Origin of the sequence: Stenotrophomonas thermophila, assembly GCF_001499715.1 — a bacterium.
In the GTDB taxonomy this organism is placed as follows: Bacteria; Pseudomonadota; Gammaproteobacteria; order Xanthomonadales; family Xanthomonadaceae; genus Stenotrophomonas; species Stenotrophomonas hibiscicola.
This window is the reverse complement of record NZ_CVIW01000045.1, coordinates 104,370-119,058: the sequence shown is the minus strand read 5'-3', so window position 1 is coordinate 119,058 and position 14,689 is coordinate 104,370. Positions and strand designations below refer to the sequence as shown.

The following is a 14,689-nucleotide window of genomic DNA, read 5'->3' as shown; positions in this document are numbered from 1 at the left end:
CGCCCCATTACTTCCAATGATCCGGCCCCAGGAACGGCAGGCTCAACACAAACACCGGAACCGCCACCGGTACCAACGCGGCGCCCAGGACCTTGCCCGCCGCCGAACCCACACCCGGCTTGTCCTCCCTCTCCGGCAGGATCCGCTGCGCCCGCGCATTGATCGGCTGTGCCAGCTTACCCTTCTCCGCCAGTGCCGCAGCCTCCGGCAACTGCACCTGCTCGCCGTCGCCCTCGAACAGCGCGCTGTAATAGCTGCCGCCCTTCCGTGAAAGATTGCAGGCGCGATCAAACGCCAGCGCGTAGCGGGTCCGGTCCATCGGCAGGTAGTAGCGCGCCCGCTCCTCCACGGCCTTGGCCTCGCGCGGGGGGACCTCAATCCGCTCCAGCTTGAACTGCGCGGCCTGCTCCGGCGTCACCTGCTCCGGCCGCAGCAGCAGCGCATAGCTGCCGTGCACCTTGGCCTTGTTGACCGGGTCGCGCCAATCCTCATGGAAGTACATCTGCGCGCAGGCCACCGCCTCGCGCAGCGGGCTGTCCATCAGCGCCCGATATTCGCGGAACGGCGCGGCATTGAAGCGCATCGGCGCGTCATAGCGCGGCAGCAGGTACAGCTGTCCGTCTTCGGCCACAAAGGCGCTGGTGACCTCACGGTTCCAGACGTGTTCCTCCGGCCCGCTGGCGCAACCACCCAGCAGGCCAAGGCACAGGGCGGAGAGAATGAAGAAGGACGTTCGCATGTCGTGTTGAAGGCTTCCCTGGGAAAAACGGCCCCGCCCGAAGAGCGGCGCCGGTCCGCCATGGTGCCACGCGCCACATCACGCGCCAAACCGGCCCAACCGCCGCATCACAGAATGGACCGGTAGGTGCCGCCCTCTACGCGCACCGCCGCGCCATTGGAGGCCGCGCCCAACGGGCTTGCCAGCAGCGCCACCATCGCCGCGATCTCGTCGGCCTCGATCATCCGCGCGATCAGCGAACTGGGCCGGTAGGTCTGGAAGAAGTGCGCTTCAATCTCTGCATCGGTCATGCCCGGTCGCGGCGCGGTCTGGCGCAGGTATTCCACAATGCCGTCCGAGCGTGTGGCCGACGGCAGCACGCTGTTGACCGTCACCCCGGTGCCCCGGGTCAGCTCAGCCAGGCCACGCGACACCGCCAGCTGCGCCGACTTGCTCACCCCGTAATGCACCATGTCCGGCGGCGTGAACGCACCTACCTCGCTGGACATGAAGATCACCCTGCCCCAATTACGTTCCAGCATGCGCGGGAAGTAGTGCCGCGACAGGCGCACGCCGGACAGTACGTTGACCTCCAGCATGCGCATCCAGTCATCGTCGCTGATGTCGGCAAAGGCCTTCGCTTCGTAGTAGCCCAGGTTATTGATCAGGATATCGGTATCGGGCTGTGCCGCGATCACGGCCGCCGCGCCGTCGGCGCTGGCCAGATCAGCCACCACCGTAGCCAGTTGCGCGCCCGGCGCCCCAGCGCTGATCTCGGCCATGGCTGCCTGCAGCTTTCCCGGGTCACGCCCGGTGAGGGTCACGCTTACGCCTTCGCGTGCCAACGTGCGCGCGATAGCCAGGCCAATACCGGCGGTCGCGCCGGTGACGAGTGCGGTCTTGCCCGCCAGTTGAAGATCCACGAGGTTTATCCTTCGAGTAGGAAGTGGGCTTCCCGCGCGCCGAGCGCAGGACTCACCGAAAAAACAGATGTGCTGTCTGGCTTACTTCAACCGCTCCACCAACCGCTGCCCCACCTCCAGCGCCGAAGCCGGGTTCTGCCCGGTAATCAGCTCGCGGTCCACCACCACATGCCCGGTCCACGGCGTAGCGTTGCTGCTGAACTTCGCACCCGCACGCTGCAGCGCCGTCTGCGGGTAGAACTTCATCTCACCGCCGCCCAGCAGCGGCTTGGCCTGCTCTTCTTCCTGGTTGCTGATCACCGTCATCTGGTAGCCGCTGTAGATCCACTTCGGCGTGGCCGGCATCGCGCCCGCGTCCAGCTTTGCCACGAAACCCGCCGCATCCGGCAGCGTGGACAGCAGCGCGATCGGCCCGTGGCAGACCAGCGCGGTGGTCTTGTTGCGCTGGTGGAAGTCGGCCAGCAGCCGACCCAGTGCCGGGCTCTTCAGCAGGTCCTGCATCGGCGCGTGGCCACCGGGAATGTACACCGCATCGAAACGCGCGTAGCCCTGCTGCTCGACGCGCGCCAGGCTGACCACCGGCGAGGCCATCGGCGAGGTCAGCGCCAGTTTCTCCAGCAGTTCCTTGTGCAGTTTCAGCTGCGCGGCGTCCTTGCCGAAGTACGCCGGCGTCACCGAGGACGCATCCACCGTCGGCGCCCGCCCCTGCGGCGTGGCGAAGGTCACCTCGTGGCCCGCGTCCAGCAGCAGCTTGACCGGCTGCATCAGCTCGTTGAGATAGAAGCCGGTGGACAGCACCTTGCCGTCCTTCAGGTCCAGGTGGTTTTCGTCGGACAACACCACCAGCACGTTGGCGGCATGCGCGCCGCTGGCAGCCAGGGTCAGGGCCAGCGCGGCGGCCAGCCGGGTCATCAGGTTCATGGGGTAGCTCCTATCGGGGAATGGCGGCCACTTTATTCATCGCCGCAGCGGCGATAAATTGGCCCCATCGCAAAACATCTGTTCGCCGGAGAGCCAAATGAGCCGCAAGTTCGACTACCTCGGCGATGTGGAGGTGTTCCTGGCAGTGGTCGAGCACGGCTCGTTCACGGCCGGCGCGGTGGCGCTGTCAACCACGCCCTCGGTGCTGAGCCGGGCGGTCAGCCGCCTGGAAGCGCGGCTGGGCCGGCAGCTGCTGCAGCGGACCACCCGCCGCGTGGGCCTGACCGACGCCGGGCGGCTCTATCTGGAACAGGTGCGCACCGCCTTCGGCCTGCTGGACGACGCCGAGCGCGACGTACTGGCCCAGGACGGTGCGCTGGCCGGCCGCGTGCGCCTGAGCGTGCCCACCACCTATGGCCACTACCGGCTGCCGCCCGTGCTGGCGCGGTTTGCGCAGCAGTACCCGCAGGTGCAGGTGGAACTGAACATCACCAACCGCAACGTGGACCTGGTGGCCGAAGGCTTCGACCTGGCCATCCGCCTGGGCCAACTGCCGGACAGTGGGCTGGTGGGACGCAAGCTGGAAGACGCCCCACTGCTGCTGGTGGCCGCGCCGGACTACCTGCAACGCCGCGGCACGCCGCAGACGCTGGACGATCTGCAGCAGCACCTGTGCCTGCCGTTCGTGATGCCGCGTACCGGGCGGCTGGCGCCGTGGATCTTCCGCGACGACGGGCGCGACGTGGACTGGCTGCCACGCTCGTCCATCGAGACCTCCGACGATGTGCTGGGCGTGGTGTCGCTGGCCGAACAGGGCATCGGCATCTGCCAGAGCTATGAGTTCATCGTGCGGGAGCGGTTGATGCGTGGGGAGCTGGTGGAGGTGCTGCCGCAGTTGCGCGGGCGTTCGCGGCCTTTCTCGGTGATCTATGCGCCGCACCGGCGGCAATCGGCTGCGGCGCGGGCGATGATTGAGTTGTTGGTGGCGAACGCGGCTGAGGCTGGCGTTGGTTGAGGGTGCAAGGTTCGCTGGCGTTGTCGGTTTTGAACCGCCTTTCGGGCTGTGCGGCTGATCGCGTGCCGTTGTTTGGCGAGGCGGACTAAGAACCGTTGCAAAGAAGGCTGTCGCGCTATTCGTTTGTGGCACGGGCGATTGCGCCACTTTGGTTCGTAACTAACAGAGTATCTGCGCGAATGCGTCTGCAGGCGTCGCCTGCTGCACGAATTGTGCGTGCAACAATAGTTCTTCGCTCTCGGATTCAGCGATTCCTTCGCGAATTTCTATTGGCATTTGGAGCGGCAGCGTAAACACCATGGCGCGCCACCGACAACGGGTGGCTCGGGTCTGCAAACCCGAAGAAAGCGATGTCTGTAGTTTGCGCTTGCCCGTCGGCACCGTCCTTAACCGGTGCCGGCGGGCAATCCGTCGGCCTTTCTGGCGGGCGGTGCGTGGGGGCTTTCGGGCCCACCGGTTTATGACATCGCTTCTTCCGGTTTGCAGCCGCGCATCGTCCGCCACCTCTTCGCGGTGGCGCTGTTAAGCACAGCCACGGAAGCCGACGCCATGAACGAATCCGACACCCTCTCTTCGTACAGCGTTGTTGAGCCCATCAACGACGACCCTCCCCTGCCCGACCTAAACTCCCTGCTCGGCATCCTCAAGCGCATGAGGGGCTGCGAGGGGGCTGATGGGCACCCTTGGCCGGAAACCGATGTATCACCCGGCCGCCGTGTGAGCCTTGCCAGGAGCGAGCGCGCGATGGTGGGGGCGCTGACGGTGCTGGAGCTGCTGCACGCGGCAGACCGCTGCCGGGTAGCAGCGGAGCCGGAGCGGCATTTGGATGAGGGGGTAGTTGATGGGCTATTTCTGGCTTGCCGGGGACTGATTGAGTGGGCTTGTCGGGAGGTTAGGCCGGAGTGAGTGAGGCTGAGCGAGAACACGTTCAGCAGATTTGATCGAGTCGGGTATTAGCTAACCCCACTTCCGACCATAAGCGGATAACTAGATGGACAGTACGTGTCTACAGTTCCCTCGGCGGTCCACCCTTGGATTGCCAAGGGCTTGTTCGACATTCTGGCTGAGCTTAGTATTGAACAGGCATGTGAACTGGGTCACGGTATCGATGGCGAACTATGAGCCCTTGCATGGGCGAAAAGCAATTGCGCACTACCACACTCGACCTTCTAAGGTCGGCCCAAGATATAGCTCCTGCAAGCTGAGTGTTGAAGACGCTTGATCTGAGCGCTTCTTTCCACACGACGCAAGGGGCATGGAAAAGCATAGCGCTTTAGACTTAGTTCGGCGATACGAAGCCAGATTGCGCAGATGAGGGAGCATCAAGTGCAGCAGTTCATTGAACGCGTGAGGGACAACATCGTCCCGCTTTCTGTAGCGAATACTCTTCCAGAAGCTTTCTCTGAGTGGAGGTTCACCGAGACAACGATCGATCACGAGCAGCCGACAGTTTGCTGCGAGTTGTGTGAGCAAGAGCAGCTTCGGTACCAGTTCGAGATTGCGAATCAGCTGACCCAGAACACGATGCTCGTCGGCTCGACCTGCATACTTAGATTCAAGGTCGCCGTCTATGAAGATGGCCGGAAGCTAAGCGAGGTCGACGCGCGCGCTAAGCTCTCTAGGCTTACGGAAAGGATGCGCCAAGACAGCTGCATCGAACGGCTGCAGAGAGTTAGTGACGCCGAGGCAAGGGAGGGAACCGGAAAGGGAGACATCCTGCCTAATGCGCTCGCCTACTACAGAAAGAACGGAAAGCTGACGCCGAAGTACGCGTTCGTTGTGCTTTGGCGCCTCAAGAAGCACCAGATCGATCACAACCCCAGCTTCTTCAAGGTATCCCTATCAAATGATAAACATAGGGACGACCTCAAAGCCATGCCCGCCAGTCGAGTGCACCTCATCTGGCCGGCGCTGACGTCTCAGCAGCGGAAAATTGCAGAGCGACTTGGGCACGCTCCGCCACCTCACCTACCGTAAGGATTAGTCGGTATTGCAGTTACGGAACTTAGAGCCAATAGGGAAATGGATCATGTACCTGCATAGCATCAAAGCGAGCGGTTTCAGAGGCTTTGGAGACACAAAGTCATCACCGAAGTTGGACCTCACGCTCAACAACGGCTTGAACGTCCTTATCGGGGAGAACGACGCCGGCAAGACGACTATCATCGATGCCATCCGGCTCCTCCTTTGGACCACGAGCTATGAGAGCGTTCGAATCCAAGAGTCGGACTTTCATGTGCATGGTGCAGCGCAGGCTGAGACACTGACAATCCAGGCATGCTTGAAGGAACTGTCCGTCTCCCAAGAGGCAGCTGTTCTGGAATGGCTTACCTACGAGAAGGACGGCACTAGATCGCTGATCCTTCATCTGCAAGCGACACGCCTACCGGCCACTCCAGGCAGGCGGTCAAGAGTGTTCTCGGTTACCCGATGTGGGGCGGATGGCTCAGGCCCCGAGGTCGGTGCTGCTGTGCGAGAACTGGTCAGGGCGACTTATCTACGCCCTCTGCGAGATGCAGAGGCTGAGCTTCGGCCCGGCAGGCTGTCGCGACTTTCGCAGATACTCGGCGCTCACAAGTCAATGGTCTCTCAAGACAAAAATGACTTCGATCCTGAAGGCGGCACTCCCCCGGCGACGCTTGTGGGGATGATGAGTCGCGCGCAGTATGACATTCAGCGCCATGAGACCATCGGCACAGTCCAAGATGAAATCAATAACAACTACCTTTCCCGAATGTCGTTCGAAGGGGAGGCACTCTCCTCCCGGATCCGCATCGCTGGGTCCAGTAGTCTTACTCAGATTCTTGAAAGATTCGAGCTGTCGCTAACTCCACCGGAAGCCGTTGATCAGGATGCGAAATGCGCTCGCGGGCTTGGATACAACAACGCACTGTTCATGGCAACTGAATTGGTTCTGTTGAGTGGTGACGAAGAGGGACTTCCGCTGCTACTCATTGAAGAACCCGAGGCGCACTTGCATCCTCAGCTTCAGGACCGAGTGCTCCGACTGATGGAGAGCAAGAGCGCGGACGATCAATCCCCAGTGCAGGTGATCCTTTCAACTCATAGCCCTTCCCTTGCGACCACCGCTCCTTTGCAGTCACTTATCCTGGTCAGGAAATCTAGGACATACCCGCTCCGGCAGGCGGACACCCGTCTGGATAAGCTTGATTTCGAGTACCTGGAGCGCTTTCTTGATGCAACAAAGGCGAACCTGTTCTTCGCGCGAGGCATCTTGGTAGTAGAAGGACCAGGTGAAGCCTTGCTACTTCCGGCGCTCGCTGAGGCAGCCGGGCTGTCTCTTTCAGCCCACGGCGTGTCGATCGTCAACGTCGGTGATGTCGGGCTGTACCACTACGCACGAATCTTCCAACGCGCGGGCGGGTCCGATTCGGTTGGCATCCCAGTAGGTTGCGTTACTGACAGAGATATCGTTCCAACGCAGGCGACTTACGTCGATCCGCCAAAGAAGAAGGGCCAGAAGCGATTTGAAAAGGACTACACCACAGCGGAGGTTGCTGCAGTGGTACAGAGGAAGAAGGACAGGGTCGAGGTGGAGGATGAAAAGTCTGTCCGTGTCTTTGTCTCAGATCAATGGACGCTTGAGTATGATCTCGCACTGAGCGGCTGCTCCCAACTTATCTTCACCGCAGTAAGCCTAGCTTGCGCTAAGAAGTCTCAGGGGCTTAAGTTCGACGAATCCAAAATTCCCGATCTGGAGGTCGAGGCGGCTGCAACATGGGCGATCCTCCAAGGCAAACATGCCGGCGACAAAGTTGCTATGGCATGTGAGATCTATAAGCCACTCTACGAAGGCGATGCCTCCAAGGCAGTCGCCGCGCAGTTCGCGGCTCGACTTCTCGCCAGTGGAAACTATGGCGGTGGACAGGATCTCTTGGACATGCTGCCCCGCTATCTTCGCGAAGCTCTGCTTCACGTTACCACTGGTGCACCAAGGGCATGCGCCTCAGCGGGGAATGATGACGCTGAGCCCGCGCAAGAGGAGATCGCATGACCCTGCCTACAATCACTGATGAAGACTTGGCGCTACTAGCTGATCTGATGCCTGGCTTGGACTTCACTGACCCTGAACGAGCCACAGTTCTTCAAGCGATGACTTCCTGTGACGTACAGGCCGCTCCGGGAAGCGGGAAAACTACGCTCCTTGCTGCCAAACTGATACTGCTGTCGTCTAAGTGGAAGCACGCTAACAGAGGTATCTGTGTAATAAGCCACACAAACGTAGCAGCCACGGAGATTTCGAAGCGCCTGGCATCGAATGCTCATGGCGCATCACTACTGTCGTATCCACACTTCATAGGAACTATTCACTCATTTATCAACACGCATCTTGCTCTGCCCCTGCTTCGGTCTGAGGGTATTGAGATCGACTCCATCGACAATGACGTGTTTGAAAGAAATGCTCTCTACTTAATGCAAAGGAAGTGGACTCTCAGGGGTTGGGCGAAAAGGCAGCCTAATGGCGACGATGTCGTCGGGACGCTCATCCACGTCGGCGAAGACCTCAAGCTCGGCACGGAGATCGGAAGTCTTCCTGGCGAGAGCTCACCTACATGGAAGCAAGCCGAAGAGATCAAACATCAACTGACTTCCGAAGGAATTTTCCGCCACGCGGATATGCTTGCTTTCGCGAGTCACCTACTGAAGAGGCAACCCTCTGTAACCCGCGCGGCGTCATGGAGATATCCACTGGTTCTCATTGATGAAATGCAGGATACCGACTCTGAGCAAGAACATCTTCTGAACTCAATCTTCGGAGACTCAGTGACTATGCAGAGATTCGGCGACCGCAACCAGAGGATACTCAACAATGGAAAGGATGAAGGGCAACTCACCTTTCCGAAAGAAGGGGCTCTCACCGTAAGTTCTACTAAACGTTTTCCAAAGGACATTGCGGCAATCGTTTCCTCTGTTCAAGACTATCCTGCGCAAGTTGTATCCGAGCGACAGGGCGAGCACGCGCCGGTAGTGATTCTGTATGACGACGGAAACGTTGGTGACGTTATCGGTCGATTCGGTCAAATAGTCATCGATACTTTGAGTGACCAGGATCGTGCTGGGCTGCCCATCAAGGCGATCTGCTCAAGAAAGACCGGCTCATCAAAATTGGGACTCGGCCGCCATGTCGTTGACTACTACCCTCTGTTCTCGATGACTGCATCTGGCGCAAGCGGAAAGGAGTCTGTCAGATCACTTCTGGCAGCCCCTCCGGGATGGGGGGCGCTCCCGTCGACCTGTCCAAGCGCACTCGCGACATCTCCCGCGCCCTCCTGCTCTGTTTGCGAGCAGGAGGGAGCAAAATCGTTCGTGACGTGCGAGACGCGAGCGGGCTTCTACGAGCGCTTGAGGGAAAGGGTATTGACGTTGCGCCGATCCGTAGCCTTCGATACAGGCTAGCGGTAACTGGAGATTTGATTGGGACGAGCACCTGGCCACAGACGATCTCTCTGATATTTGATGTACTGAAACCTCTTCTGAAAGATGAGATCGATGAGAGTGAATTCGCAGCGGCGCTGGAGACGGATGATGATGCCAGCTCCGATTCCTGCCTATTGAACAACTCAGTCGTTGTCTCTCATAGCGGAAAAACGGTGTCAGTTGAGGTTGGAACCACTGCATCCGTAAAGGGGGAGACGCACCTAGCCACTTTAGTTCTTGATGGAATAGTTCATCACCTGAAACGGCATGACATTGGGGCGGCCATGGAGAGCATTGCCAATGGATCCCCGATGCCCAGCGGTCCTAAATCGATCAAGGGGGCATATCGAGGTCTCTACGTTGGCATGTCCCGTCCCACTGAGCTGTTAGCTATCGCAACTCACAAAGATCGCGTGACTGCTCCACAGTTGGCTGCACTGCAATCTAATGGGTGGAGGGTGGTTAACATGTCAGGCTAAGCTTCGTTGCAATCAGATATTCTTGAGATTGACCGAGTTAAGCTCCGCCTAGCCGGCGATATCTCAATCGTCACGGCAGTGAAGCCAGTGCATAGCCGCCTTTAGCAGGAGAAGTGGATGTACGGAGACAACCCCGCAGGTCGCCTACTGTCAATCGTTGAAGCTGGAAGAGACATAGACCCTACAATCGTTGCGCATGACGCATGGTGTGTAATTCTCGGCGTCCAACGCGATCACACACCTACGCTCTTGGACAGGGTGGGGCGTGTGATGGCGCTTCCTGGTCAAGTTGTAGCTCAGCTGGAGTCCAATCATCCTCGGCAGTTTGCTCGAAACACTCACCAGCATATGGTTGGATGTTTCTTTTCTGCATTCAGCCGCAACATATTTGGAACCCGCTGGGCTGACTACATGTCGCCTATCGATACGCACACCATTCAGTTCCTCAGTAGTATGGATGAGCTTTTTGAGTCCAAGCAGCCCGGAAAGGCCCTGACCTCTGAGCAGTTGCAAGAGATTCGTAGTAGTACCAACGAACTGATTGACTTTGTACTGCAGTCCTCATTCCCTGACGATCTGAAGAAGGTTCTGTTGGATCGACTCAAGGTGGTAGTAAACACGATCGACACATACTTCATCACGGGCGCCGCACCGATTCTGGATGCAGTGCTGTGTTCGGTTGCGCACGCCAACCTCAGCGAGAGTGGCAAGATCAGCATGTCCACTGCTGAGGGAAAGTCCTTTATGGATCGTCTCGCTACTCTTGCGAACCTAGTAACGGTGGTGACAGGAATCGTTGCGATCGGGCAAGCGTCAGCGCCTATGTTGGCCTACGTTACTAAGTGATCACCCCGCACGATGCGCTTTTGTGAGGGGAGTTCTAAGTTCACATCTCGATTCCGCGCTTACCCGGCTCTACCGCGTGACGGGCACAGTGTGCGACGGTCTTCTCCCGCCATCTGGTGGCGTCGTAGCGTGTGAACACCGAGCCTCCGAGAGCATTGTCTAGACGACCCCACGGCACGTCACCTCCAAGGATCTTCATCGATCAGGAATCCGAACTCCTCAATCATCAAAATGGATCGTCATCGGTCAGGAGTCCGAGCTCCTCAATCATCAAGTTGACCAGCTCATCTTCCGCGTGTAGTGAGTGCTTGTTCAGCAGGTCGAGGTAGAAGCCATTGACATCCGAATCCGTTAGGATCCATTTAATCTGGTGGTTCTCCAAGGCGGCCTCGAAAAGCTTGTTCGCTTCCGCCACATTGATCCAGTTCATTAGCGAACTAAGCGTAGCGATCGCCTGATGGGTTTGCGCGAAGCTCTCACTCTTAACCAGGGCGCTTATCGCCTCTTGCTTGGCCTGCTGGACCATCAGATCGGCGGCATTAGGCACCGGCGTGACAGAAAGCTGAGGCACCACCTCCGGCACTGGAACTGGAGCGGGTACCGCAGTCTCCACAGGCACCTGGGGTTCCTGAGGTTGGGCTGCAAGCTTCTCGTAGTGACTCAAAAGCGCCTGGATAGAAGTATGGACATACAAATTACGCCCAGGCGCTTTCTCCGCCCACTCCTTGGCCAAGAACGCCATCGGGCGAGGATTCTTGTCCAAAGTTCCAAGCAAAGAACTGAAATCACCGTCTTTCGTTATGATATAGAGATCCTCATTAGGCGCCTGCTCCAGCAACATCTCCCAGTTGTAACGATCCCCGATGTTTCCAACCTTACCCGGGGGGTTTCCTTTATGCATTCTGGCCACAGCCCTAGCCAATACCTGGTCCGAATCAGGGTATCTTACTGCCCGTGCGAACACTTCCGTGACCTGCGTGTCGATCTCAAGCTTTCCTAGAACGGCCAAGCCCAACACGTGCGCGACAAGCTTCTTCCGAGCGCTCTCTGCTGCGTCGATTGCGTCCTTGTAATGAGTGGCAGTTTCGGCACCTCGCATATGGTTCGGAACCGCTGTGGGAAGGTTGGCATTTCTGAACTCGAGTACCGCCGCGTGAATCTTCGACTCCCGGTTCCTCCAGAATTCATCCTCCACCTGCTTAGGCAAGTGAAGATTGATCTTGCTCGGCCCGAGGACCTTGATAAGGGCTTCAAGTACAGAGGATTTGTCCTCTGGGAATGAGTAGAAGTTCAGAAATACATTGGTGTCGATGAAGATATGAAGTGCGGGCATTGCGATTCCATAGGGTTCTGTGGTCTGAGGTGTATCGCTAAACGCGCCCGAAGCGCGGTATCCGGTGCTCCTTATTAGTCCCGACATATCGGTTGCCGCTTGTTGACTGGCATGCCGATTGAGCAGACTCGACCGGCCAGAGTTCCACAGACACTCAGGAACCGCTTTGCGTGTTACACAGATCAAACTCTACAACTGACAGAGCATAAGCAGAACTAAGCAGATGGACTGGGTTGTAAAGCACCACAATGTAGTCAAAGACATCTGATCCGGTGGCCTGTCGGCTTGCACAGCCGTTAGAGTCACTCCTTCTTCATTGCGCTGAAGAAGCTCTCCGCCACCGGGCCCCACCGCAAGCTCGCTCCGGTAGACTTACAGATGTCCGCTTTGGGTCGAGAGGGAACACTACCACCAGGTTTTTCGCTAGCCCTGCTGCACTGGATAAACTAGAAGCTGCCACCTGATCTGACCGTTGGCGGGATCGTGCTGCTGATGGTTTTGAGGCGGAAGTGTGTGGCCACCTGCGATTGCAATCTCATCTCCACAGGATGTGCAGCGGTATATTCCTGGGTGCGGTGCGCTCGTACCCGGCGTATGCGTTGCATCGAACGCAGCATGCTGCGACTGGGCCAAACGGTTCGCGTATTTGTAGAGAGCCATATCACACCTCCTGTGTTGAAAGATCCCAGCCGCCTAGCTCATTGTCACATGGTTTCCGCTGTATCCCCCATTTATATCCCGCATTCAAAACGCACCTCATAGCGGGATCGGTCTTTGACGCGGGTTGATCTTAGGGCCTTAGTGTCAGACTAACAACTCGGCATGTAACAGGATCCGGAGAGGCTCGGCCACCGAGCAACGCTCCAGACGACATCCGTTCGGCTCAAAAGAAGGCCACGGCCTCGCATCCAAGCATCTTGGTGATTCGATGCGTAGGCGCCGCTCACCCAGTAGGCGCCTCTTCCAAGAACCCCATCAAGAAATCGACTGAGTACCAGATCAGCTAGCCCGTCTAGGTGAGTCGTAGTTTCTATCCGTTCGGTGAGGTGTCGCCAGGAACTGGTAGAGTGCCGGGTCATGATTGTGCCCCTGAGAAGGGTCAACTCATTGAGTAGTGCATATTCGATGCGTTATCAATGCATGTGTACAAACTCCACCTCACGAACGATGAGACCATTGGGAGAACAGCTGCCCCACTACCTGCCATTTGCCTGATGGATAGCGGACACCTTAAACAACAAGGGCGCCTCTCGGCGCCCTCGTTCTTTCAACTCATTCCCACTCCATCATCAACAGGCCACCCAAACCCGCGTGGTTAAAGGGATTGGCTGTGATCGACATGAGGCCTTACCGTCGCTTTTACCGTCACCCGGCAAGACCTTTGTCTGGCACGGAAGATGGAGGGATTTGAGGGGCGACGACTCTGGCAACACCATCGTCAATCGGCCTCTAGGATAGCGCAGGCGAGCGCAGCGGTCTTCCTGCACTCGTCACTTCGTCGCAGGCTTCGGAGCTGCGTGCCCTCCCCTCCTGAAACCGCGATCCCCGACCATGAACGCCTCCAGCATGTGCGGGATCAGCGCCACGGCATCGACCGCCTCGCCGTAGGTCTGCGCGTGCAGCGCCGCGTAGCGGTCGAGGTCGGCCTTGAGGCTGGCCGGGCATGCGAAGGTCAGCTTGATGCTCTCGGTTTTCGGCAGCGGCCCCAGCCGCAGCCTGCGCGTCGTGCTCATCGCGAAGTCCCCCGGTTGAAGAACAGCGGCTGGTACGGCCGCAGTACCAGGTCGCGGTTGACGATGATGCGCACCGGGAGGCCGGGCCGTTCGGTCAAAGTCGGCTGGATGTTGAGATTGCGCCGGGTCATCTCTTGCCCGACCTGGTTCACGCTGTCCTGCAAGCTGTCGCGCCCGGCGATGATGACGCGATCGCCGTCCTGCCTATTCTCCGGCGCCGCCAGCTCGGCGCCGACGCCCAGCAGCGTCGTCAGCGCCGCGCCGGCGAAGATGCGATCCCAATGCCAATCGACGCCATCCTCCAGGCCGGCATAGCCGGCCTGGTCGGTACCGGCCAGGTTGTCGAGCGTCAGCGAAGACGTGTCCGGCAGGATGATCCGGTTCCAGACGACCTGAACCCGGCTCTGCCCATAGGCAACCTGGCTGTTGTAGCGGCCGAAAATGCGTGAACCCTGCGGGATCAGCAGGTAGCGGCCGGTTGCGGTGTCGTACACAGGCTCCGTCACTGTGCCAATCACATCGCCCGGCAGGTCGGACTTGATGCCCGTCACCAGCGCCGCCGCGATCACTGTCCCGGCCATCACCTGATACGGCGAGGCCGGCATTTGCAGGTTGCCGGAATTGCGGGTTTCCGTGATTCCGGCTTTCTGGAACGCCTCTTTCTGGTCTTGCCGGTTCTGCACGGCGGTCGGGTCGGCGGGCTGCGCCGCCGTCGAGGCCGGCCCGGCGGCCTGCGGGTCGAAGCCCGCCGGGCCGGAAGCCGGCACGGCCGAAGTGGCCTGCGCGGGTGCGGCGGTGGCGTGCTGATTGCCGGAGCGGAAGAACACCGACGAACCCGCCGCCGCTTCGGCCTCCTTGCGCAGTGCATCGCGCTCGGCCGCCGCCGCGTCCTGGCCGGGTGGCGAGTAGCTGGCCACCGCCGGCGGCTGCGACTTCACGATGGCCGGCCCCAAGTCGCCCGGTAGCGGCGGCCCCAGCTCCGGCACCTTCGGCGGCAGCTTGGAGTAGTCGGTGGGGAGTTGGTCGAGTGCTTCGGACTTCGATACGCGGTCGACGTTGTAAAGCTCAGCCGGGTCGCTGTCGCTGCGTCGCGGTTTCGGTTGCAGCGACCACATTGTGGCAGCCATGACCGCGACCGCCAGGCATCCGGCGAGAACGGCGAGCGTGCGCCGATTGAGGCGCGTCACCGGGCGCGGCTGCGCCCGCAGCATCACGTTCTCCGGTGCGACCTTCGGCGCGGCATCGGGAATGGGCACGTCCGGGGTTTCGTCCTGGCTCATGG

At 59.4% G+C, this 14,689-nt stretch carries 12 protein-coding genes; 6 read left to right on the top strand and 6 right to left on the bottom strand.

What is annotated here, in order from left to right; genetic code table 11:
* Positions 1-7: 7 nt before the first annotated feature.
* From BN1263_RS16215 to BN1263_RS16205, 3 genes are all read right to left on the bottom strand, one after another.
* Entirely contained in the window at positions 8-739 is a 732-nt protein-coding gene (locus BN1263_RS16215; protein ID WP_058982574.1) for a hypothetical protein, read from the bottom strand.
* Positions 740-846: 107 nt separating this feature from the next.
* On the bottom strand, positions 847-1,641 hold the full coding sequence (locus BN1263_RS16210; RefSeq protein ID WP_058982572.1) for an SDR family NAD(P)-dependent oxidoreductase: 795 nt from the start codon (positions 1,639-1,641) through the stop codon (positions 847-849).
* Positions 1,642-1,722: 81 nt separating this feature from the next.
* Positions 1,723-2,562 (bottom strand): type 1 glutamine amidotransferase domain-containing protein, encoded by an 840-nt coding sequence (locus BN1263_RS16205; protein ID WP_058982570.1) that lies wholly within the window; start codon positions 2,560-2,562, stop codon positions 1,723-1,725.
* A 97-nt stretch (positions 2,563-2,659) separates the two neighbouring features.
* On the opposite strand from BN1263_RS16205, the gene BN1263_RS16200 reads away from it, so the two are divergent.
* The 6 genes from BN1263_RS16200 (at position 2,660) to BN1263_RS20580 (ending at position 10,341) form a co-directional block, all read left to right on the top strand.
* Entirely contained in the window at positions 2,660-3,577 is a 918-nt protein-coding gene (locus tag BN1263_RS16200; protein ID WP_058982568.1) for a LysR family transcriptional regulator, read from the top strand.
* Positions 3,578-4,126: 549 nt separating this feature from the next.
* Positions 4,127-4,483: a hypothetical protein gene (locus BN1263_RS16195; RefSeq protein ID WP_058982566.1), complete on the top strand. Its 357-nt coding sequence runs from the start codon at positions 4,127-4,129 to the stop codon at positions 4,481-4,483.
* Between the two features lie 420 nt (positions 4,484-4,903).
* Positions 4,904-5,554, top strand: a complete 651-nt coding sequence (locus BN1263_RS16190; RefSeq protein WP_144435377.1) for a hypothetical protein — start codon at positions 4,904-4,906, stop codon at positions 5,552-5,554.
* A gap of 52 nt (positions 5,555-5,606) precedes the next feature.
* Positions 5,607-7,592, top strand: coding sequence for an ATP-dependent nuclease (locus BN1263_RS16185; protein ID WP_080398858.1), 1,986 nt, complete (start codon positions 5,607-5,609; stop codon positions 7,590-7,592).
* Positions 7,589-8,995 carry a UvrD-helicase domain-containing protein gene (locus BN1263_RS20230; RefSeq protein WP_080398857.1) on the top strand — a complete coding sequence of 469 codons (1,407 nt, stop codon included), beginning with the start codon at positions 7,589-7,591 and terminating at the stop codon, positions 8,993-8,995. The genes BN1263_RS16185 and BN1263_RS20230 overlap by 4 nt, the downstream gene beginning before the upstream one ends.
* A 617-nt stretch (positions 8,996-9,612) precedes the next feature.
* Entirely contained in the window at positions 9,613-10,341 is a 729-nt protein-coding gene (locus BN1263_RS20580; RefSeq protein ID WP_144435376.1) for a hypothetical protein, read from the top strand.
* A gap of 226 nt (positions 10,342-10,567) precedes the next feature.
* On the opposite strand, the gene BN1263_RS16175 is transcribed toward BN1263_RS20580, so the two are convergent.
* The 3 genes from BN1263_RS16175 to BN1263_RS16165 all read right to left on the bottom strand — a co-directional run bounded on the left by BN1263_RS16175 (position 10,568) and on the right by BN1263_RS16165 (position 14,687).
* The gene (locus tag BN1263_RS16175; protein ID WP_058982559.1) at positions 10,568-11,674 is read right to left on the bottom strand and encodes a PIN domain-containing protein; all 1,107 of its coding nucleotides are present in this window, start codon (positions 11,672-11,674) and stop codon (positions 10,568-10,570) included.
* Between the two features lie 1,490 nt (positions 11,675-13,164).
* Complete coding sequence (locus tag BN1263_RS16170) at positions 13,165-13,407, bottom strand: DUF2274 domain-containing protein (RefSeq protein ID WP_058982557.1); 243 nt, start codon at positions 13,405-13,407, stop codon at positions 13,165-13,167.
* Positions 13,404-14,687, bottom strand: a complete 1,284-nt coding sequence (locus tag BN1263_RS16165; protein ID WP_058982556.1) for a TraB/TrbI/VirB10 family type IV secretion system protein — start codon at positions 14,685-14,687, stop codon at positions 13,404-13,406. Before BN1263_RS16165 ends, BN1263_RS16170 begins: the two co-directional genes overlap by 4 nt.
* Positions 14,688-14,689: the final 2 nt, after the last annotated feature.